Raw genomic sequence first — 20,701 nt, 5'->3', positions numbered from 1 at the left:
AGCCCACGCCCCCGCCGGGCCGGGGAGAGGAAACAAACAAAAAGACGCGCCGCCGGCCGCGGGGGCCCGCCCGACAAAAGCGCGGAAAAATTTCTGACGGCGGGAACGGCATCCGGACCGCCAGGGCGGCCCGGATGCTCTCGGGTCAACGATAGTAGTTGCCGCCCTTCCGAAGACGAAGAATGCAGGTGTTCACGTTCGTTCCAACCTCCCGGAAAGAACCGGGCGGCAGGTCGAAAAATCGCCCGTCGTGCTTCTCGATGATCGCCCGGAAGGAACGTGATTTCTTGGTCTCACGAAACGCGGTCGCTCCGCTCATGACAGCTACAAGATGCCCTCCATCTTTCAGGTGCGTCAGGGCGTGCAGAACATGGTCGATGTCCCTTTCCCGATCAAATGGCGGGTTCATCAAAACCACGTCGTAGAGCTCATCCGGAGCCGCGCGCAGCGCAAGGAAATCGACTGGCAGCACGCGCCTATATAGGCCGCTCTCGCTCAGTGTCTGCGCCCGGCCCGTGTTCAGTTCGATGCAATCGACCACGGCACCGGCAGAGACGGCCAGGCGCGCAAGGTTGCCCGTGCCTGCGGAAGGCTCCAGAACGGTCTTCGGCTCGCCGTTGACGACCAGATAAGGCGCATGGTGCATGACCTCTTTTCCGACCGCCTCCGGCGTCGGAAACCATCCCATATTGCGTGCAAGCGCGGTCTTGGGAGCTAGGCCGTCGTCGGCCTCGGCCTCCCTCTCCTCGGGGATCGGATTGCCGTAGAATTCGCCGAGGGCCTTGTTGACCTTCGCCAGCAAATCCTTGCGCGTGAAATAGAGATGCACATTGCCGTTTTTCCACGTCCGGAGTCGGAAATAGTCGGTCTCAATGACGGCCTGCGGAAGCCCTCTTGAATATGAACCGCGCGTTTCCGCCTCGATCGCTGACACAATCGATAAATGGCGTGGCAAGGTGGGCTCTCCGTCCATGAAACGGAAGATCCGCTCCACGTCCATCAGGGTATCGTCATAGTGTCGGTAATGGTTCCAGCCGCCGAACTCGCTCAGCGCATTTTCAAGGACGATCCGGTGCTTGAATTTGAATGTGTCGTTGGAGCGAAACCGGCGATCCAGCGCCGTAAAGGCATCGGCGATGCCCTCTTGGATGGTGAAGCTTAGACCGGCGAAGCGCGCCTGCAGGGTCGCATAAACTGTCTCGACCGTGGGCTCCGGCGGATTGGTTGTCAGTTCCAGCCGCAATTCGTCTTTCTGGCGCCGGTTCATGATGGACTCAAGGTCGGTGTGTGCGATGACCTTCGCCCAGAGATTGACCGACGTTATGTGCTCGACCTTGGCCATATAGTCGGCCTCCTCCGGCACCGATATTGCGCGTATGAAATATTCCTCCTTATCGCGCACATGTTGGTTGTAGCTTGCCTCGCCGCTGGGGCTGATTTCATTTAAGAGCCGGTTCGCTTTGCGAAGGGCGTCCTGCGCGTCGAGAAGGCGGGCATGGGACGCTCGGAAGGCGATAAGTGCCATTTCCCGTTTCTTGACAAGCTGGGCGACGGTTTCGCGGGGAACGAGCATGTTCATGGCTGCTTCCCCTTTCGAAACTCTCGCTCGAACGCATCGAAAGTCGCGCTATATCGGCTCCGGATTTCCGCCTCCGAGAAACCCTGTTGCGCATGCTCGTAGACCATCAAGGCACAAAGCAAATCGGCCAGCGTTTCTCCGCACTTGGGCCGTTCTTCCTTGATCGCTGCCAGCATCATTTTCCGGCCGCGTTCGAATTGTTTGGTGGTCCGTTCGTCGCTAACCGCTTTGGTGGCAACAGTGCGCGAAGCCGGGGCGGGCCTATGCGCCGGTCGGTCGAGCCCGTCCATGTCGCATTCGAAGTTCCGCCACACATAGCGATGCCAGTGGAATATTTCCGACGCCCTCATATCCTCATGCGCGCGCATGTAATGAAGAAGGTCATAGAGCATTCGAACCGATGTCCGATCCGTCGGAGCGCCGGGGGCGCTCCGGTAGGACTCAAACGCTGCATCGATGCGTGCGATCTGGGCGCTATCAGGTCTGAACATCGCCCTCACTCCGCCGCTTCCGGCATCGCTGCCGCTTGCTGGAAGCCGTCGAGGAAATCGACGGCTTTCTGTGCATGGGATGCGGCGCGGAAGATCGCCCGCTTGTCGTCCTTCAGAACCTTCAGCCAGCTTTGGATATAGGACGCGTGATCGGTGAGATGGTCCGGTCGGAGCCCCAGAGAGGCGCCAAGGAACGCGGAACCGAGTTCGGCGACCAGCTCCTCCAGGGCGTATCCGTCATCGCCCCATTTCTTGCGCCCGAAGTCCCGCTCAAGGCGGCCCGGGCCTTTGGTCCAGTGGATATGTTCGTGCGCAAGGGTCGCATAGTATTTTTCGGCATCCGGGAAGGTCTCAAACGGGGGCATGCGGATATAATCGGCCGCGCCGCCGTAGGCGTAGAAAGCTTGGTTTCCGCCGTGCCGAACATCGGAGCCGGTCGCGGCAAAATACCGCTCGGCGGCATCGTTCCGCTCGGCAGACGGACGCGGCGCGGACGGCGCCGGATAGAAGTGCTCGGGCAGTCCGTCGATCTGGTCGGCATTGAACACCGTGTAGGACCGCATAAAGCGGATAACGCGGGCGTCCTCGTCGGTGTCCGCCTCGTCCTCCTCCTTGGCGTTCATCGTTCCGGCATAGAAAACAGCGGCGCCCTTCTCTCCCTTGCGAACTTGTCCGCCGAGTTCCCCGGCCTGCCGGTAGGTCATCCAGTAGGGCGAGGTATAGCCGCTCGCCTGCGCGGCCATCCAAAGGGCAATAACATTGATTCCCCGATAGGCTTCGCCGGTTACGCGCAACGGCTGCTCCGGGATCGCGCCCGCGTCCCACGGCTTTTGCCAAGGGCGCACGCCCTCTTCCAGTGCCGCGATAATGCGGTCGGTCACTGCCTGCATGTGATCGGTTTTCGGAGATTTGCCGGTCATGTTCTGCCCCTTTTTGTGGCTGGGTTGCTGTTCACAACTGCAACCCTGCCTCTCCGGCGAGGAGCGGGAGTGGGGTGAAAGGCCGGCGTTCCGGGAGGGGTATCGCCCACCCTTTAGGGGGCCGCTATGCGGCCGGTTGCAGGGCCTCGGCCCGAAACCTGGGGAGACCCGGAACGACGCGAGCGGATGCGAGTTCAGCCTTTGTGGGGAGGGGGCAGCGTCCCCTTCCCGCACTGAGCGGATGCGAGATTTAAAGGAAACCGCTCCTCCCCCAAGGGAGGAGAAAAGAAGGAGCCAGGCTAGGTGGTTTCAGTTTCCCCTCGTTTGGAGGGCTTGAGAAACGCATCCTCACTTGAGCTAAGGGGGAGTTAGGTCGCGGTCACCCCTCGTTTGGAGGCCTCGAGGAACTCCGCACTCGACCGCAAGGATGAGGTGATCGTCGCGGTCACCCCTCGTTTGGAGGCCTCGAGGAACCGAACTCAATCATGCTGCATTCTCCGGGTCGTCGCGGTCACCCCTCGTTTGGAGGCCTCGAGGAACCGACAAGATGACCGCAGCACTCAGGGATTAGTCGCGGTCACCCCTCGTTTGGAGGCCTCGAGGAACCGCCCCTGCGATAATCGCCTGATTCGACTGCACCATCATCCTCATCTGAAGCCGAAAAAACGAGGCCAACCCGCTCTGCGAGTACGGTGTTTCCACCGTTTTGGTCGGCATGAAGTGACTTCTGCCCCGCCATTGACGTAACGCCAGCGGACTGGTCGTCCGCGCCAACGGCAGAAGCGCGGTCTGCGACTACCCACCCGCCCGGATTGGCGAGTGGCCCGAGACCGCCATCGTCACGATCCCGGAGGGCCATGACCATGTCTCTTTCTTTGGGCGCAAGCTTGTCGCCCTTCTTAACTCCGCGCATGACAACGCCACGGCGCCCAATGTTCACAGCCCCTACAACGTCCGCATGGGCCGTGAACCCACAGCTGAGACACAGGAACTTGTCTTGCTCCGGCCGATTCTTGCCGTCCCTGTGGCCGCACGACGGGCAGGTAATCGAAGTCCCGCCCGCGACCACCTTTCTGGGCTGCGGCAGGCCAGCGAGCGCGAGCTTGTAGCTGAGTATCTGCTCCAGCTTCCCCAACTGCGCACGCTTTAGGGTCCGCCTCCAGCCTCCCTTGTGCCCGCCCTTCGGCCGCGGCGTGACGATCGTTTTCTTGAACTCGTCGAGTTTTTCAAGGCTGACCGGTGCCCGATGACGAACAGCGGTCCGGACGATCTCGTTCGCGAGGATATGGAGCGAGTTGTCTACGCGTTCGGCATAACGGCGCCTGGTATGCCCCCGCCGTCTCTGCTCGGCCCGCCTCTGGCGCTCGGACTCCCGGATCGCCTGCCCTATCTCGGCCCCGCGCGGCTCAGAGGCTTCCAGAATAGCGCCGTCCCGATCAACGACACTCACCGCAACGGGGTTCACGATCCCCCTATCGATCCCGATAGACCGCTCGGTTAGTTCAAGATCCCGCTCCGGCATCTCGAACTGGGCTTGGAGGAACCAACGCTCGCCCTTCCTCAGCACAAGGCTGGAACGCAGGATTGCCTTGCCGCCAAGAAACTTGTTCTCGTGCCACTTGGAACAAGACAAGGGGACGATGATCTTGGACCGGCTCTTCCCCGCTTTGATGAACTCCCCCGAACTGGCTTCGATTCCTTCATGCAGGATCGATAGACGCGCACGGGGATCATCAGCTGGCACCAGGTTCAGGACGACAGACAAGCCCCCAGAGGTGCCTTTGCGCACGATCAAGGCGTCCCGCGCCCGCGCAAGCGTAAAGGGCCTCGGCTGAGGCTCCCGACGCGCGCGGCTCATTTCATCGCGGGCGGCGTTCTCCTGATCGCGCGTGGATGCCGTTCGCAAGGCGGTGAGCGCAGAGGCGTATACGACTGGCTGTGGCTGCGACTGCGCGGGCCACTCCGCTTCGTGCCCCCCACGTCGAAGCTCGATATAGCTACCGACCGCCATTCCCACGTCCCGGACCAGCCCGTTGGAAACCGGTTCATTCAGGTTGGACGCCCGTGCAACAGTCAGGGCTCGCGCCTGAAGTTTTCTCAACTCAGCAACGCGGGTCTTTCGGTCCGGCTCCGCGATGATGCCCTCGGCGTCCGCCCGTACCTCTTCGAGAATGGACCAGAAAGCTTCCTCAACTTGCGAACGGACGCGCTCCAACACGGCAGCCTTCCGCCGCGTCGGCCTCATCTCGAACACTGCTGTCAGGTACTGGCCAGCCACGGTGCCTCTCTTGGATGGATCCAAGACCGTTGATGCTATCGACCCCTAGAGAAACATGCGAGCCACATTTTCCCCTGAAGGGTGTATTGCTCGATTTGATATGACTTCGAACAAATCCGTGAGGGCCCACAGGCTATGCGCAATCGTCCGCTGAACGGTCCCGAGCGATCTCCCTCTCCTTGGCGATGAGCATCTGACGTTCGGACAGATCGGCAAGAGACCAGCGCCGCCCGCCGAACGCCTTTTGAAACGCTTCTGCTGTCTCACGGTCCGGAAAGTAATAGCGGCCGGCAAACTGGTAGCATCGCCCGGCGACGTCGGCGCCATGCTTGATATCCCAATTGGTGAGCTGGCGGTCAGCCACCCAGGTCAGGGCCGCGCTGAATTCGGCCCCGGTCAGATCATTGTCTACACCGTGGCGGAATGTCTTGTCGGCGGCTTTGGCGTAGGTGGATCTATTGGGTGTTCGACTCATTCTTCAAAGATAGATCTTTCACGAAAATTGGTGGATGCGCCATAGACTGCAGACGTCCGAAATGCCTTAATTTACTCGCGTTTTTGTTGCGAGTTTAACTTAGAGGCAGGAGTGCCATGGATGAAGAGAACAAGTGTGGAACGCCCGCGCTGGATGCAGCGGCGAAGGTTGCGGAAGTAACGAAAACGGTCTCGGACATCAATCCAGTCAAAGCATTTTTAGGGCCTGCAGCGAAAGCGCTGGGAGATCATTTTGGGGAACGGGTTAAGGAGTGGGTGGACCGTAAGAAAAACGAGAATGCGAGATATCACGCTAGCGCGGTGTTGGGTGATGCCGGACCCGATGACATACCTGATGACAAACAACTGGACTTGCTGCGCTGGTACGAGAGAGCGGGTGAAGTAGACCCGAATGAGATTGAGAAATCTGCCGCCATTAAAGCTGCACTGAAGGCAACATTAGCGGGTCGAGGAAATGACGCAGATATCTTAATGTCACTCACAAAGGATGAAATTTTATGCCTAGGCAAGAAAAATGGTGTACAAATCGACAGCTACACGACGGCTTTATTAAAAGAAACGGGATTATCCCCTTGAAGCAAGTAAGCTGATCGCCTATATTAAGGGTGTCAACGGAGGCACCCATGTCAGGTAAGTTCACAGTTCGCGATTTCTTCAAGCGGTTCCCGGATGACGATGCGTGCCTGCATCACGTCATGGAGGTCCGCTACGGTCTGCGCCACGTCTGCCGTGACTGCGGGACGGAAAGCAGCTTCCACCGGATGACCAATCGCAAGGCGTATGCCTGCGCTCACTGTGGCGCGCATCTGTATCCGTGCGCCGGTACGATCTTTCAGGACAGCCGCACTCCGCTGCAACTGTGGTTCTACGCGATCTTCCTCTTTGTCACGACCCGTCACGGCGTGTCCGGCAAGGAACTGGAGCGCCAGCTTGGCGTGACTTACAAAACCGCGTGGCGCATGGGCCAGCAGATCCGCCAGCTTATGGAACAGGCTGAAATCAAAGACCTGTTCCGTGGCCACGTCGAACTTGATGAAGCCTATGTTGGCGGCAAGCGTTCCGGCGGCAAACGGGGCCGTGGCGCTCCCGGCAAGACCATCGTGATGGGCGTTGCCGAGCGCGGTGGTCGGGTTCACGCTCAGGTCATCCCGGATATCAAGCTCAAGACCCTCAAGGGCGTCGTTGACGAGAAGGTCGAAAAGGGCTCGCTGGTCTCGACCGACGAACTGATGAGCTACGGCTTACTGACCGGAGACGGCTACAAGCACGTTGCCGTCAAGCACGGCGACAAGGAATGGGCGCTGTACGACTACCGCACCAACGCCGTGCACCACGTCAACACCATCGAGGGCTTCTGGAAGCTGTTCAAGAACTCAGTCCGCAGCACGCACATTCACGTGTCGCGGAAGTACATGGATCGGTATCTGAACGAGTTTACGTTCCGGTCGAACCATCGTCAGATGGAGAATGCGATGTTCGATCTCCTGATTGGCGCGGTTTGACAGCCGTGGCCACCACGGATTCAAAAGCGGACCGATCCGCAACAGCGCCGAGCACCTCTTCCTGCCGGATGAAGTCTTCTAAGCGATCCGCGTCCAGGGCCTCGCGTAAGGATAAGCGTTCCCGTTCCATTGCCAATCAATGTCCCCTCGTCTTCGTTGAATGGGAAGACAGTGCACAGCCTACATCAAGTTGGGGGTTTCTGTCCGATTTTGAACCGGGCTCGGCTGTTCGGTGCGCTTCCGTGGGTTGGCTGATTTATGACGGTGAAGACGTTAAGGCGCTTGCGCCAAACATGGGCGCCTTCAACAGCGGGGACAGCGTGCAGGTTTCTGGCGTAATGCGCATCCCAACACGCTGCATCCTCAGACTTACAGAGATTGAGGAGCCACACACTACCAAGTCAATCTGACAGAAGCTCCTTCATCGCGGCAAGTTTGCGCTCAAGTCGTCCAATGCCTTCCATATCCAGCGTCGCGCTGATCTTCACCGTGCCGCCTGATACCACCCACTGAATGTCGTTCAGATCAGTCTCAGGCGCGGGCGGAATCGGCGCCGCCTGAATCTTTTGACTCGGTTGCGCTACTTGAGTGCTCATATCGGTTTCCTCTGAAACATCAACTACATCATTCGATTCTGTAGCTGCGACTGACCTCACGCCATGACTTTCGTTTGCGCGCGTTTGCTCCGCCATCTCGTAAGTTAGGATGTAAGACCTGATTGCAGGACCTATTGCGGCATTCGAATAATCTTGACGAAGAAGGTAGCTGCGCAGCGACGCCTCAGACGGCACCCCGCCGGGGAACTCGTTCCGTAGCTCCGCGAAAAGCGAAGGCCTGAAGGCCGCCTCCATGATCGCCTCCGATTTCGCCGCGTCGCTTTCCGAATGCATGATTGCAACCGCGAGGCGCGTCACTCGGACCTGATTCTTACCGGCCTTTTCCAGAAGCCCATACTGAATCATCGAGGCAAGGACCTTAGCCGATGCTCCGTTTAGGCTTGAGTATCCGGCATGTCCCACCGCCACCTCGCGGTCAATACTGTACGTACGATCAACAGCAAAAATCTTCTCCGCTTTCTCTATCGCGTCAGACAGAGAAATGTTGGGATAGTTTGGACTTCTGACCCGAACAGCCATAGCCGCCTCCTATGTTACGTAACAAATTACCAACACATAGATAGGCGATTACGCGCATCGCGGCAACAAAATCTTACGCGTTTTCTGGCGCCGCCCCCTTGACAGGCGCGCCAGAATGCGATCTCATGGTGTCGTGGGCGATGTTGCTCACAACATGTTGTGACCGGGAGGGCCTGATGGCCTTGTTGGAAGCGAGCCCCGGCGTTCAGCCGACCGATACCCGGGGCAATGATGAAATAGGCAGGGGTGTCCGCAAGCCCTGATCCGGATACGGACACCCCTAAATCGGCCTCACCGACCAGAGCGACCGTGCGACCGGCGTTCTGGTCAAATTCGAACCCCCAGCCCGTTGGTGCGGAGGAAGGAGGTGCGCCGTGTGGCAAGCGGCCCGGTTGTTATCGGGGGCCGCCCGGCGTGGGGGCAAGTGCCCTCGCGCACGGGCATGAATATAGCGGAATCATTGGATTCCGTCCACTCCAACGGTATAGCCAAGGAGGCAATCATGCCGACCACGAAGAAACCGAATAAGCAAACCAGCCCGCGTATCTCGTCGCTCGCCAGCGACGTGTTGGCGGGGCGCACGAAACCAACACCGAAGCAGGTGAAGTCGCTCGCGGCTTCAGCGCTCGGCCAGGACGAGACGAAAGGGCAGCGCCCGAGCAAGCGGCGCTGATCCAGATGGGGCCATCTCGGAAGGTGGCCCCATCCTCATGTAAGGTTGCTACAATGGTAAGCACGCTAAACTTCTATCTCGATGATTCGGGGACGCGTCGCCCAGACCGCAAGCCGGGCAAACGAGCAAAGCACGGGAACGACTGGTTCGCTCTCGGCGGCGTCATCGTTAACGATGACGAAGAACAGCAAGCCCGTGCCATGCATGCTGCCTTCATGAAAAAGTGGAACATCACAGGAAAGCCGCTCCACTCTGCGGATATTCGAGCGCGCACCGAAGATTTTTTGTGGCTCGATGATGCTGACGAAGAAGAGCGCTCTGCGTTCTACGAAGAACTGTACTGCCTTATGCGTGATGCTCCGATCATCGGCATCGCCTGCGTCGTTGATCGTCCCGGTTATAACCACCGATATTATGAACGGTACGGTCGCCGGCCCTGGGATCTCTGCAAAACCGCGTTCGCTGTCGCCGTAGAAAGAGCCGCAAAGTGCGCAATTGAGCGCGGCAGAAAGCTCAACGTATACCCTGAGCGATGCAACAAGCCGGAAGATCGATTGCTCCGTGCCTACTTCGAATCATTGAAATCCGAGGGCATGCCGTTCGACACGTCCAACTCGGGGAAATATGGACCGCTGACGCCGGAGCAATTCGGTCAGACGCTGTACGATTTCGACACTAAGCGGAAGTCGTCGCCGATGGCACAATTCGCTGATTTGTTTCTTTGGCCAATGTGCATGGGCGGATACCACGTCGGAAACCGGACATACGCCCGGCTCGTGGAAGACAAAAAGTTGATCGATTGCTACCTTAGTGAGGATCAGCTAGCCGCGCTCGGTATTAAGTATAGCTGCTTCGACCTCGTTCAGCGAAAGGCCTGATAACACAAAGGCCGAGACGTCTCCGTCCCGACCTCGTGCAGCCACAACCACGGTGACTTCGTAGGCTAAGCCTACAGAGTTAATTAATTAGTTAAAAAAAAAAGTCAACAAAAAGCTGGGAGGACGTACTCCCAATTTCGACACCCAATCATCAGTCGCTTACGTAAGCGATAAATCCAAAGAGCACAAAATTACTCGACAAGAAGCTTGAGCGGACATCCGCTCAACTCCGGTAAGGCGTCTTACCTATGCGCGCTCAGCGCTACTTGCTTCAAGGGGATAATCCCGTCCAGTAATGACTGAGGTTATAATTGACGGAAACCTCAATAGAAGCCCCATACCCGATTTATTAAAAGGTAATTTTGAAGATCAAAGGTGGCCATATGTAGCTAGCACACTTACAGTCATTTTAATGATTGCATTATTTTTGATTCGGCTTATTCGTTTTACTAAAAAAGGGCGCCACATAGCAGCGCTGATCGCAGAGTATTTAGATCAGCCGCCACGCTCCTAATTGTACGGGGAAACGCGGCAGCGCTCATACTCACGGGCAATCTCGCCAAGCTTCGCTTTCGGCATGCCGGCGATGAGCCGGCGCCGGCGCGCGACCTCCTCGCGGATCTCTGCGGTGTGGCTCCATACGATCTCGATCGAGTGAGGTTGCCCGGGAAAATTCGGCCACTCGTGAACGGTTGTGTGCGCGGAGTGCCGATAGCCGTACCAAGACAGGGGCACATGTGGTCCCGGCAAGGTGATGCCGGCGGCAAGGTCGACGCGCTCCTGCAGCGCGACCTCGAGGGCGATGCCGCAGATCCAGAAGCTGAGCGCGTGACCTGGCGCGAAGCTGTGAAGTCCGCCACGGCTCATCACCCGGCCGGCGAGGCCGATGTGATCGAGCCCGTGGCGGTGCGGCCGGAATCCCCACGCAGCGGGGTCGTCAACATAGATCCTGCCGTTCTCGACCATTTCGAGATAGTCGGCCGCCGGATAGATCCGGTAGGCAAGGCAGGCCGCAAGAGCGCCGGTGTGTTTGTCGGTGATCCGGATCCACGCCGCGCCGGCAGGCGCGGTAAAATCCGGATCGAAATGCGGAGAGACGAAGCGGTTGTCGGCGACGAGCGCCTGTTTCCAGGCGCGCATGTCGCTTGAGAATGACACGGCGAAGCCCGCACGGGCGAGCCGGTCGGCTGTTTCGGATTCAATGCTGACGAGAGAATCGGCCCCCATAAGCCGATCATAACCGATCGAGGGCGGTTGTCCGCGAGCGCGTGCGATCGCGGATTGAGCGGGCGGCCACACGGCCGGCCGCGCGCGAGCGGAGCGAGAACCGCCCGGGGCGCCTGGCTGACCTCAGTCGGGCACGCCTCACATCGCGTGAGCGTGCGCCTCCTGAGCAGGTTTAGTAGCGCTCACGGTTACGCTGACTTCAACCTTCTGATCCAGCTTGTTAAGGATCGCCATAAGGCGGTCGATGGTGAACCTATCCAGTCGGACGTTGCGGATACGAGAGAAGTCCGCAGCGGAGAAGCCGGTCAGCTCCTGGGCCTTGCGAACGGAGAGCCCCCGGCCGTCCAGAACGCCGATGATCTCTGCCGCGAGTTTGGATTTCAGCTGCAGGATATCCGCGTCGGGATCGCCAAAATCCTTAAACACATTTCCGGAACCCCGGATCAGTTCGAAATCGTCGTCTTTGTCTGTCATTTCAATTTCTCCTTCAGTCGTGCCAGCCGCTCGCGGATCAGATCGATATCGGGTTTCGGCGTCTTGATTCCGCTCACAGACTTTTTCTGGAATGCGTGTAGAACCCAGATATCGTCATCGATCTTCACCGCGTAGACCGTTCGATAGGCATCGCCGCGATGCTTCAACGCGACCTCGAACACCCCATCGGTGAAGCCTTTCATCGGCTTCGCGATATCGGCTTTCTGACCGTAGGTCGCGACGGTCAAAGCCTGCCGGATCCGCCGCTGCGCATCGGAAGGAAACTTTGAGAAATCCTTCCGCGCGGCGTTGATCCAAGAGATTTGTCTTTGCTGCTCACTCATGGCGATATGTTGTCATTTTTGCCAACGAATATCAAGCGGATTGCGCGGAAGAGATGATTTCGCGGGCCTTTTTTCTGAGCGCGGCCATGTCATCGACATAGGAGCCAAGGCGGATATATCCACAGAAGTAGCGGCCCTGCATTTCGAAATACGCGGTCGTGATGTCCTCGGTCAGTAGCTCGCGCATCACGAAATGATCATGGGCCAGTTTGAGCGGGGGCAGTACCTCCAAGGCGTCGAGATACAGTTCCTCGTTGACCTCCCAGAAGGTCCGATGCTGGCTCTCATAGGCGGGCCGCTCCGAACATACTGCGCGGTTTTGTGCAGCCGAATTGAGATTGGTCCAGTGCTGCGCGCGATCATTCGCTGCGGACGGAAGGACGATGATTTCAGTGCCGGTCATGTTCTGCCCCTTCAATGTTGGCTGGGTTGCTGTTCACAACTGCAACCCTGCCTCTCCGGCGAGGAGCGGGGGGTGGGGTGAAAGGCCGGCGTTCCGGGAGGGGTATCACCCACCCTTCAGGGGGCCGCGGCGCGGCCGGTTGCAGGGCCTTGGCCCGAAACCTGGGGAGACCCGGAACGACGCGAGGGGACCGAGTTCAGCCTTTGTGGGGAGGGGGCAGCGTCCCCTCCCCGCACCAAGCGGTAGCGAGATTTAAGGAACCCGCTCCTCCCCAAAGGGAGGAAAAAGGATAAGATGGTCGTCGAAAAACGAGAGGAGAGACCGAGTAATGTCTCAGGAGTGCCCGGATACATTGCCCGATGAGTTTTCAGTCCGTCATTTTCTCCGCGATCGCGAAGCGCTGCTCATACATTTTTCGACGCCGATGAGCACCCAAAAATGGGTCTATCCGGACGATCTTCGCAACGCCAGGACCTTGTCCGGAGTGTCACTCGCGTTCTGCACAATTCAGGCAGGAGATCGGGGACCGTCTCAGGGCGCCGATCCTGGTTCGGCCAATGCCTGTGGATCGGTCGGCCTAATCGTCGATATCGATGACCAAGGGTGCGTTCTCCGTGTGGGCCCTACCGATGACGGATCTCATGAAGACCCGACAACTGGCGAGTTCGCCTCGGGCGGACTTGAACCAACACCCGCGAGTTGCGCTAGAAGCCTCGACGGTCGGCAGACGATGAACGAGTGGCGTGTAAAGAACTACCGAACTATCGGTCTTTTCGTATTTGAGCCTATCAAAGTGAGAAAAAAAATATCGATGTCAGACGGATTTGGCGGCTGTATCCCGTCCGAGTACGAGGATGACATCGATTTGGCCGACGTCGTGACGGACTTTCCTGATCTTCGAATTTTCAGTGTGAGAAACGGATCATTCCAGCAATACGATCGGTCCGCGGAATCCTGGTCGCCGGTGACCTACGATGAGATCCTTGGCGGGTAGTCGCCTGGACGGTCGGCTCAGCCGTCCACGCCCGTTTCCCGTTCTGAGCGAGATCCACGAATAGAACTTGTGGCAGACGTTGCACGTCGATAATTTTGTGAATGTCAGGGGGTTAGCTGAAACCCTCCAATAGTGAGGCCCCCGCTCATGAGAAGGTCGAGTTCTCGGGCGGGGGCCTTTCCATTTTCAACGGTGTCTTTCCCGCCTAGAAGTCGATTTGCTCGAATAACAAACAGATCAGTTCCAGGAGCAACACCAACAACTCGACCACTTTAAGCGGCCATAGTGTCAGGGGGATAGCTCAAGCCCTCCTTTCCCGGCCGGCGGATTGACCCGTGCTGAAACGGGCCTCGATGTCTATGCAACCCGACCGTCCAATCAATATTACGGGCAAAGGGCTGTGGACGTCTCCAGCAATCTTATCCCCAAAACACGTGTTTTCAGGAACTTAGATGTATGGATAAAGCTGATTAAATTAGAAAAAGCCGTCGGCGACTTCAGGGTGTGTGGTCTCAGAAGGCCTCCCTTTCCCGCACCGAGCGGATGCGAGAGCTAGGGCGAAGGCCTTATGGACTGAGCTGGTAATCCGGCCTTACGATAACTCTCCCATTTGTTGAGCAAATTCCAGAATAAGGCTGTGAAATGGAGAACGAAGGAAGCGACGAAAAAGAAGAAAGTGATGCGATCGCCCAGGCGGAGAGTGTCGCGCAGGTGGCAAAGACGGTTTCTGAAGTACACCCGATCAAAGCGCTGTTTGGCCCGGCTGCAAAAGCCTACGGAGACCATTGGGGCGAACGTGTTCAGCAATGGGTGAACAGCAAGAAAAGCGAAAATGCCAAGCGGCATGCAGAGGCGGTCCTAGGCGACACTTCGGCGGAGGACATACCAGACAAAGTTCAACTGGATCTTCTCAGTTGGTATGAAAAAGCAGGAAATGTCGATCCGGAAAAAAGGGAGGAATCGGCCGCGATCCGGGCTGCTCTCAAAGCAACGCTGGCTGGCGATGATGACGATGCGGCGCTGCTAATCTCCCTTTCGAAAGCAGAAATTCTTTGTCTTCTGGGCTATAATCCAGACTCTCGGACGCAATATGCCTATCTGCGACTGAGCGAAAAACACCTTGCAGTGCAAGAAAGTGCAATATCAAGGATAATATCCACGGATCCACTTCGTCTACAGAAGCCGCTTCTTTTCAGAATGCGAGCAACCGCTATATCGTTTTTATTTTGTTTAACCATTCCATTATTCACTTTGTTTTTTATTTCAGATCTATCAGAGCGACAAATCGGCAACAAAGAAATAACTCTTGTGTTGGCGGCGGCATTTATAGGCCTTGTCGCGGTTGGTTTATTTACGAATAGCTTGAAGGATTGGCGTTTCACGTCCCAAGGCCTTCATCTCAGTCGCCAGATCAGAAAGTACTTAGGCGATGCGGCTGATCAGCCCGACGCCCGCGCGGAATCGCGACGAACGTCATAATGAGCGCCACAGGGATCATTGCCGAACAGCTAATCAAGTCGCGGGCACGGTTTAGCGAGTTCCTTCAGCAAATCGGGCATTGCCGTATCTGGATCATATAATCCGAGCAGGCGGTCGCGCTTCAAGCGACCGCGCCTTTCGCATTTGGAACACGTTAGATGGATCCAGTACGAGGCTTCTTTGAGGCGAACGGCGCCGAACATTAACTGTCTCCGATCTATGTCTCTTGGAGAAAGTGGCAGCCGATCGGCTCGCGTCAACCTGATTGACGCTGGTACTCGTGCGCGACGGCCTTCAGGTCGTCGCCAGGCATGCCGGCGATGAGCCGGCGCCGGCGCGCGACCTCCTCGCGGATCTCTGCGGTGTGGCTCCATACGATCTCGATCGAGTGAGGTTGCCCGGGAAAATTCGGCCACTCGTGAACGGTTGTGTGCGCGGAGTGCCGATAGCCGTACCAAGACAGGGGCACATGTGGTCCCGGCAAGGTGATGCCGGCGGCAAGGTCGACGCGCTCCTGCAGCGCGACCTCGAGGGCGATGCCGCAGATCCAGAAGCTGAGCGCGTGACCTGGCGCGAAGCTGTGAAGTCCGCCACGGCTCATCACCCGGCCGGCGAGGCCGATGTGATCGAGCCCGTGGCGGTGCGGCCGGAATCCCCACGCAGCGGGGTCGTCAACATAGATCCTGCCGTTCTCGACCATTTCGAGATAGTCGGCCGCCGGATAGATCCGGTAGGCAAGGCAGGCCGCAAGAGCGCCGGTGTGTTTGTCGGTGATCCGGATCCACGCCGCGCCGGCAGGCGCGGTAAAATCCGGATCGAAATGCGGAGAGACGAAGCGGTTGTCGGCGACGAGCGCCTGTTTCCAGGCGCGCATGTCGCTTGAGAATGACACGGCGAAGCCCGCACGGGCGAGCCGGTCGGCTGTTTCGGATTCAATGCTGACGAGAGAATCGGCCCCCATAAGCCGATCATAACCGATCGAGGGCGGTTGTCCGCGAGCGCGTGCGATCGCGGATTGAGCGGGCGGCCACACGGCCGGCCGCGCGCGAGCGGAGCGAGAACCGCCCGGGGCGCCTGGTGCGACCGAGATCCTTGGGCGGGTGGCAGGGCGAGACCGCCCTACCCCATCGGACTGATGGTTATCTGGTTTCCGGTTGCTTGAGCATATCGAGCGACGAGCTCTAAACTCGGTTTCTTGCTTCCGCCTGTTTCGAGCCGTGCGACCACGGATTGGGTCGTATGCATCCGCGCTGCGACCTGCTCTTGAGTAAGCCCGGCTTTCTTTCGGGCCTTGATGAGAGCGATGACCAGATCGTTGAGCGGCTTCTGTTTCTCGTACTCAGCCCGGAACTCCGGATCGGTTGCAAGCTGCTCCTCAAGCACTTTTTCAAAGGGGATTGTCATGTGTCCAACTCCTTGGCTCTCGCTTCGGCAAGATCTATTGCCGGTTTGGGAGGCCATACAAGCGTCACCCGGATGGAGGGAGACCCGGCACGACGCGAGGGGACTCAGTTTAGCCTTTGCGGAGAGATAGATGCTGCAATAATATATGGCATTTTCTAAGTTCACTGCCTCGCGAAGAGTAACTATTGCATGACACTTATTGATTTATATTTTTCTTACATTAAGAACAAAAACATGCTCGATATACTGTCAGTTGAAGAGCTGACAAATTCGCCATTTATGAATACGTACGATTCCTTCCCTCCTCTCAGCTCTGCAATTGAATCGGCAGCATTTTTTTCAAAGAAAAACTGCAACAGATCGCTTGGTTACCTCGCGGCTCTACAGGCAACACTAATGCTTTCTTCCGAGCGCATCGACATGACATCTGACGAACTTCTTATTCGAAATATTTTTGACCGAATAGACGTCATCATTAAACAAACTGCAATTTTAATCGATCCGGACCTGCGAGAAGCAATAAAGCTAAAAAAAGCAAATGATCTCTCCATATCGACAACTAAAGTCATTTTCTCTTCAGTGACATTTATTGAAAGATTTTTCACCACATGCGGAATCGTGGAAATAAAAGAAAATGAAATAAAAACCTCTAGCGAACCGACATATGACGGAAACCTCGCACGAGTTAGGGGATCTGGTGAACAAACCACTAAATCGATCACAGCGCAAAACTATAAAAACGCCGGATACGATCAAATTGACGATCTTAAGAAGTGCTTAGACCATCACAAAGGCACTCGGCTAGCAGCTTTGTGTTTCTTGATAACTATTCTATTTGTTACGGATCGTCTCGCTGAAGCAGTATCTAAAATCGTCTCTGCCGCGATGTCCAAATCCGCAAATGAGGACCGTCGTTGAGTTGTCATTCGCTTCCGCCATAGAAAAGTAAGGCGATCGTCCATACCGTTGCGATCAGCGCCGCCGCAACTTCGAAGAGAGGATTGGGCCGCTTGCCTAAGAAGATCGTGTCGCCATAGGCGATCATGATTGCGCCAATCGGCAGCATTAGGACAACCAGCGCGGCGCCGAATTTCAGGAAGGTCGTGAGGGTGAGAGCCAGGTGGTCGCTAAGCGGAAAGTAGTCCGGGATCTCGTACCCGAATAGGTCCTCGGCGTAGACCGCGAAGAGAACCCCGTAACCGAAACAAACCAGCGCTGCGAGGCCGTTGAAAATCCGCACCGGCCAGAGTGCCGCACGGGCGAGTGCGCCGAGGATCGACCGTAGTAATGGCGAAGAGTGAGTCATAGCGTGTCGCTTTCTGCGAGGAATTGTCAGGCCAGCCGACGGCTGGCCTGATTTCGTCCAAAGATGGATCAGCCTTTGAGTTCCCAGGTCCCGTCCGGTTGGCGGCAGGCGGTGCCATAGGCTTCCTCGGTCTTGCCGCCGATGTTCACGGTCTGGGTGTATTCCCGGCAGAACTCGCCCGAGGGAGTCTGATAGGTCGCAGCCGGCGTGATCGTGCCGGAATTGCCGCTGTCGGGATTGCTCCATGTCGAGGCAACGCCGGTCGGGTTGTGCTCCAGCGAACGCTGAGTCGACTGCGCCATTGCCGCCTTGTCGGCGTTGTCGAGCGACTTGCCGATCTCGCTCCCGATGATGGCCCCGAGAAGCGTGCCGACGGCGACGGCAGCGACGGTGCCTTTGCCTCCGCCGACGGTCGAACCGGCGAGTGCGCCGCCGACGGCGCCGAGGAGGCCTCCGCCCATCTGCTTCTGGCCCATCTGGGAGGTTTCGCACGCGGTGAGGCTGAGGATCATCGCACCGGCGACGAGGGTTTTTTTGACGATCATGATGGTCGGTCCTTTCGATTAGCGGGGATTGGTGGATTGGTCGAGCAACCGGCTCTGGCGGTTCAGTGCATGGCGCCTTGCTCCATCTGTGCTCTTGATCGCTCGACGGATGGACGCGGCGGCGCGCGGGTGCCCGCCGTCGGCCAGCTCGTCCCGTGCGTGGCGCAGATCCGAGAGAAGCCGTTCGAAATCCAGTTTGCGTTTGTGGAAGGGCCGTTTGGACATTCCCCTCTCCTTTCTCCGTGGCAGCGGTTGCATGTGCTCATGCAACCCTGCCTCTCCGGCGAGGAGCGGGGGTGGGGTGAAAGGCCGGCCGGGCCGGGAGGGGTATCGCCCATCCCTATGGACGGCGCGAAGCGACGGGTTGCAGGGCGCAGCCCGAAACCTGGGGAGACCCGGTTCGGCCGCAAACAGCGTGCGCTTGGCCTTTGTGGGGAGCGGGGCGGCGCCCCCTTCCCGCCTTACGCTGGCCAGCGAAGTAAGGCGAGCGGGCAAGGGCTTGTTCTCGAGAACGCCGAATGCGGCCGCGCCGCGGCCGCTGCGATAGGGATCGTTACCCGGATGGGCGGAGACCCGCGTGCGGGGCTCCGTGGAGCGCGCTTGCGCGCGGAATAGAGCCTGGGCCGCAGGCATCGCCAGAACGTCAGAGGTGCGAAAAGATAACCCCGGCTCCCATTGCGATCGTACCCAGCAAAAAAATGAGCAAAATCTTGGTATCCGAGATTGAAAACTCATCAACAAAAGACAGTCCGAAACTGAGAAGGCAGAGCCCCGAACAAGCGCCGAACGATATGAGCGCGGGCGTTTCGGGCCACTGACCGAAGGCCGGAAACAAGAGGATGACCGGCCAAAGCATGGAAACGCCAAGGATGAAGCAAGTGGCGCGCATAGCGGCGCGGAACAAATTGTCGTGCATTGTGAATGCTCCAGGGTGACTGGTGATATTCGAGGGATCAGCGCATTGCCGGACCGGAGTGGAAGCGTGCAAGATCGCGCGAATACTTCATGGTGCAATACCCACATGCAAGACAAGTCTTTATCGATCGGGTTTGGGGGGAGCCGTCATAGCGGTCTCGAACATCTCCAGGATTTTGGCCCGCTCGCCGTGTGTCTCCCGAGAGTAGAGAACCGCACCGTAGGGCATCTCTTTCCCGAGCGGTTCGACGGCGCCGGCAGATTGAACGCGGAAAAACTCGCCACAGCCGGGGCATTGGATGTTCTCGGCGTGGGTGCCAACAAAGCGCGATGTGGTGCCGCAGCGACAGCGCAAGTCACCGACGAGGCGGGTCTGGATAAGGTCAAGTGTCAAAACCGGTGAGGTCTTATCGGTCATGGCCGGATCCGGATGCATGGAACAAGGGAAGAGCGGCCCCGCCGAATGGCGGGGCCGCGTGTCTGAGGTCAGTCGTCATCCCAGACGACGGCGAAGGTGTCGGGGTCGTCCTGGCCGTTATCCGGAACGAGGTTGGCGAAGACCGGCTTGGTGCCGAAGATCGGATCCCGGAAGGTCAGCGTGACGTAATCGCGGTTGCTGCGCTCGCTGTGCCGATCCCGGCCGGTACCGATGGCGATGTTGTCGGCGACGACCAGGTAGTCCGGAGCATTTTCGCCGCGGGGGTTGGTGTTCCTGCGGATCTGGATATCGGCGTTGATGGAGAGGGTGCGAAGCTTTCCGGTGAACTCGTCGCCGGTCTTTGTGACGTATCCGATGGTAGCCATGTCATGTACTCCTGTTTGGTGGGGCTCGGCCCGTTATGAACACCGCCGCGTCCACGTGCGGCGTGAAGGCCGCAAACCCGCAGGGGCGAAACGAAGAGGAGCACCGGCTACTGGAAAAAATGGCCCGCGAGGAATGGCGCTTGCGCCAGGGGATTTTTTTCGGAAAGGAGCCGGTTTTGGGGTCGATCGCCGCGCGTAGCGGAAAAAAGGTGTGGCACGGGTTAGAGCTCCTCTATGCAAACAGCATGAACATAACACATATGTTCTACCCATCGGAAGGAGCAAAAGGTGGCTGAGAATATCGACAAGGTTGAAGCTCGGAAAACCGCCTGAAGAGAGGGGAGAACGGCATAGGCGGCGAAAACGGTCCGGGATTTTCTGTTGACGGCGGAGTCGGTGTGGAGTCAGCGGTTATCAATAGGAGAGGACGAGAGACCGCGAAAGCGCACAATGCCCGGCGCCTCTTGGAAAGTGAGGGTCGTGCCGCTCCGGATGAGCTCGCCCATGTAGCGTTCGCACCCTTCCCGGTCGAAACCAACGAAGAATGTGCTCCATTCAAGCAGGAGGTCATCGAATTCGGATATAGCGTCCGTTACGGAGACACGTGATGCAGCGAGGTCGCTGATACCGAGGATATTCTGGTGATGTCTGAGCCAAGTGAGAACCCGCGTCGTCTCTTCGAGAAGAAGCGTTGCACTGACGCTGTATTGGGCACCGTCGGACCAGCTCCATGAGATGTCGGTTAATGCGGCGTGTTCTGGCGCCTCGTGTTGGGCTGGTGTGTTGATAACCAACATGATCGCTACCTTTAGCTTCGAAAGCAGGAGATAAATCCCGATATATGGGGTATACTC

Annotated in this window: 27 protein-coding genes; 8 read left to right on the top strand and 19 right to left on the bottom strand. The window is 57.9% G+C overall.

Annotated features, from left to right (window positions below; all coding sequences use genetic code 11):
- Window positions 1–145 precede the first annotated feature (145 nt).
- From IG122_RS23760 to IG122_RS23740, 5 genes are all read right to left on the bottom strand, one after another.
- Complete coding sequence (locus IG122_RS23760; RefSeq protein ID WP_193189055.1) at window positions 146–1,579, bottom strand: DUF4942 domain-containing protein; 1,434 nt, start codon at window positions 1,577–1,579, stop codon at window positions 146–148.
- Entirely contained in the window at window positions 1,576–2,070 is a 495-nt protein-coding gene (locus IG122_RS23755) for a hypothetical protein (RefSeq protein ID WP_193189054.1), read from the bottom strand. Before IG122_RS23755 ends, IG122_RS23760 begins: the two co-directional genes overlap by 4 nt.
- A 5-nt stretch (window positions 2,071–2,075) precedes the next feature.
- A complete protein-coding gene (locus tag IG122_RS23750) occupies window positions 2,076–2,990 on the bottom strand; it encodes an ArdC family protein (RefSeq protein WP_193189053.1) in 915 nt (304 codons plus the stop codon).
- Between the two features lie 577 nt (window positions 2,991–3,567).
- Complete coding sequence (locus IG122_RS24615; RefSeq protein ID WP_404924936.1) at window positions 3,568–5,268, bottom strand: zinc ribbon domain-containing protein; 1,701 nt, start codon at window positions 5,266–5,268, stop codon at window positions 3,568–3,570.
- Window positions 5,269–5,401: 133 nt separating this feature from the next.
- Window positions 5,402–5,743: a hypothetical protein gene (locus IG122_RS23740; protein WP_193166441.1), complete on the bottom strand. Its 342-nt coding sequence runs from the start codon at window positions 5,741–5,743 to the stop codon at window positions 5,402–5,404.
- Between the two features lie 116 nt (window positions 5,744–5,859).
- Here IG122_RS23740 and IG122_RS23735 point away from each other — a divergent pair, with 116 nt between their 5' ends.
- The gene (locus tag IG122_RS23735; protein ID WP_193189052.1) at window positions 5,860–6,339 is read left to right on the top strand and encodes a hypothetical protein; all 480 of its coding nucleotides are present in this window, start codon (window positions 5,860–5,862) and stop codon (window positions 6,337–6,339) included.
- Window positions 6,340–6,386: 47 nt separating this feature from the next.
- Window positions 6,387–7,265 carry an IS1595 family transposase gene (locus tag IG122_RS23730; protein ID WP_193189051.1) on the top strand — a complete coding sequence of 293 codons (879 nt, stop codon included), beginning with the start codon at window positions 6,387–6,389 and terminating at the stop codon, window positions 7,263–7,265.
- Window positions 7,266–7,666: 401 nt separating this feature from the next.
- On the opposite strand, the gene IG122_RS23725 is transcribed toward IG122_RS23730, so the two are convergent.
- A complete protein-coding gene (locus tag IG122_RS23725) occupies window positions 7,667–8,401 on the bottom strand; it encodes a hypothetical protein (RefSeq protein ID WP_193189050.1) in 735 nt (244 codons plus the stop codon).
- A 502-nt stretch (window positions 8,402–8,903) separates the two neighbouring features.
- Here IG122_RS23725 and IG122_RS23720 point away from each other — a divergent pair.
- The gene (locus IG122_RS23720; RefSeq protein WP_193189049.1) at window positions 8,904–9,074 is read left to right on the top strand and encodes a hypothetical protein; all 171 of its coding nucleotides are present in this window, start codon (window positions 8,904–8,906) and stop codon (window positions 9,072–9,074) included.
- A gap of 53 nt (window positions 9,075–9,127) precedes the next feature.
- Entirely contained in the window at window positions 9,128–9,952 is an 825-nt protein-coding gene (locus tag IG122_RS23715) for a DUF3800 domain-containing protein (protein ID WP_226893899.1), read from the top strand.
- 510 nt (window positions 9,953–10,462) lie between these two features.
- Here IG122_RS23715 and IG122_RS23710 read toward each other — a convergent pair.
- The 4 genes from IG122_RS23710 to IG122_RS23695 all read right to left on the bottom strand — a co-directional run bounded on the left by IG122_RS23710 (window position 10,463) and on the right by IG122_RS23695 (window position 12,400).
- Window positions 10,463–11,179 (bottom strand): hypothetical protein, encoded by a 717-nt coding sequence (locus tag IG122_RS23710; protein ID WP_193189047.1) that lies wholly within the window; start codon window positions 11,177–11,179, stop codon window positions 10,463–10,465.
- 138 nt (window positions 11,180–11,317) lie between these two features.
- Entirely contained in the window at window positions 11,318–11,653 is a 336-nt protein-coding gene (locus IG122_RS23705) for a helix-turn-helix domain-containing protein (protein ID WP_193189046.1), read from the bottom strand.
- A complete protein-coding gene (locus IG122_RS23700) occupies window positions 11,650–11,997 on the bottom strand; it encodes a type II toxin-antitoxin system RelE/ParE family toxin (RefSeq protein ID WP_193189045.1) in 348 nt (115 codons plus the stop codon). The genes IG122_RS23705 and IG122_RS23700 overlap by 4 nt, the downstream gene beginning before the upstream one ends.
- A 31-nt stretch (window positions 11,998–12,028) precedes the next feature.
- Entirely contained in the window at window positions 12,029–12,400 is a 372-nt protein-coding gene (locus tag IG122_RS23695) for a DUF1419 domain-containing protein (RefSeq protein ID WP_193189044.1), read from the bottom strand.
- 328 nt (window positions 12,401–12,728) lie between these two features.
- On the opposite strand from IG122_RS23695, the gene IG122_RS23690 reads away from it, so the two are divergent.
- Together IG122_RS23690 and IG122_RS23685 are read left to right on the top strand one after the other, a co-directional pair.
- Window positions 12,729–13,394 (top strand): hypothetical protein, encoded by a 666-nt coding sequence (locus IG122_RS23690; RefSeq protein WP_193189043.1) that lies wholly within the window; start codon window positions 12,729–12,731, stop codon window positions 13,392–13,394.
- A 642-nt stretch (window positions 13,395–14,036) separates the two neighbouring features.
- Window positions 14,037–14,873, top strand: coding sequence for a hypothetical protein (locus IG122_RS23685; protein ID WP_193189042.1), 837 nt, complete (start codon window positions 14,037–14,039; stop codon window positions 14,871–14,873).
- A gap of 256 nt (window positions 14,874–15,129) precedes the next feature.
- Here the strand turns inward: IG122_RS23685 and IG122_RS23680 are convergent, their stop codons facing one another.
- Both IG122_RS23680 and IG122_RS23675 read right to left on the bottom strand, forming a co-directional pair.
- A complete protein-coding gene (locus IG122_RS23680) occupies window positions 15,130–15,834 on the bottom strand; it encodes a hypothetical protein (protein ID WP_193189041.1) in 705 nt (234 codons plus the stop codon).
- Window positions 15,835–15,992: 158 nt separating this feature from the next.
- Complete coding sequence (locus IG122_RS23675) at window positions 15,993–16,277, bottom strand: helix-turn-helix domain-containing protein (protein WP_193189040.1); 285 nt, start codon at window positions 16,275–16,277, stop codon at window positions 15,993–15,995.
- Window positions 16,278–16,511: 234 nt separating this feature from the next.
- Here IG122_RS23675 and IG122_RS23670 point away from each other — a divergent pair, with 234 nt between their 5' ends.
- The gene (locus IG122_RS23670) at window positions 16,512–17,195 is read left to right on the top strand and encodes a hypothetical protein (protein ID WP_193189039.1); all 684 of its coding nucleotides are present in this window, start codon (window positions 16,512–16,514) and stop codon (window positions 17,193–17,195) included.
- 4 nt (window positions 17,196–17,199) lie between these two features.
- Here IG122_RS23670 and IG122_RS23665 read toward each other — a convergent pair whose 3' ends face one another.
- The 6 genes from IG122_RS23665 to IG122_RS23640 form a co-directional block, all read right to left on the bottom strand.
- A complete protein-coding gene (locus tag IG122_RS23665) occupies window positions 17,200–17,583 on the bottom strand; it encodes a hypothetical protein (RefSeq protein WP_193166445.1) in 384 nt (127 codons plus the stop codon).
- A gap of 68 nt (window positions 17,584–17,651) precedes the next feature.
- Window positions 17,652–18,128 (bottom strand): RT0821/Lpp0805 family surface protein, encoded by a 477-nt coding sequence (locus IG122_RS23660; RefSeq protein ID WP_193189038.1) that lies wholly within the window; start codon window positions 18,126–18,128, stop codon window positions 17,652–17,654.
- 18 nt (window positions 18,129–18,146) lie between these two features.
- Window positions 18,147–18,353: a hypothetical protein gene (locus IG122_RS23655; RefSeq protein WP_193189037.1), complete on the bottom strand. Its 207-nt coding sequence runs from the start codon at window positions 18,351–18,353 to the stop codon at window positions 18,147–18,149.
- Window positions 18,354–18,771: 418 nt separating this feature from the next.
- A complete protein-coding gene (locus tag IG122_RS23650) occupies window positions 18,772–19,044 on the bottom strand; it encodes a hypothetical protein (protein ID WP_193166459.1) in 273 nt (90 codons plus the stop codon).
- Between the two features lie 120 nt (window positions 19,045–19,164).
- Window positions 19,165–19,461: a hypothetical protein gene (locus IG122_RS23645; protein WP_193166460.1), complete on the bottom strand. Its 297-nt coding sequence runs from the start codon at window positions 19,459–19,461 to the stop codon at window positions 19,165–19,167.
- A 68-nt stretch (window positions 19,462–19,529) separates the two neighbouring features.
- Entirely contained in the window at window positions 19,530–19,847 is a 318-nt protein-coding gene (locus IG122_RS23640) for a DUF736 domain-containing protein (RefSeq protein WP_193189036.1), read from the bottom strand.
- 35 nt (window positions 19,848–19,882) lie between these two features.
- Here IG122_RS23640 and IG122_RS23635 point away from each other — a divergent pair, with 35 nt between their 5' ends.
- Entirely contained in the window at window positions 19,883–20,143 is a 261-nt protein-coding gene (locus tag IG122_RS23635) for a hypothetical protein (protein WP_193189035.1), read from the top strand.
- Between the two features lie 108 nt (window positions 20,144–20,251).
- Here IG122_RS23635 and IG122_RS23630 read toward each other — a convergent pair whose 3' ends face one another.
- Window positions 20,252–20,644: a hypothetical protein gene (locus IG122_RS23630; protein ID WP_193189034.1), complete on the bottom strand. Its 393-nt coding sequence runs from the start codon at window positions 20,642–20,644 to the stop codon at window positions 20,252–20,254.
- Window positions 20,645–20,701: the final 57 nt, after the last annotated feature.

This window comes from Nisaea sediminum (genome assembly GCF_014904705.1).
Lineage (GTDB): Bacteria > Pseudomonadota > Alphaproteobacteria > Thalassobaculales > Thalassobaculaceae > Nisaea > Nisaea sediminum.
Note: the sequence above shows the minus strand (reverse complement) of the source record. Positions and strands in the feature narration are given on the sequence as shown.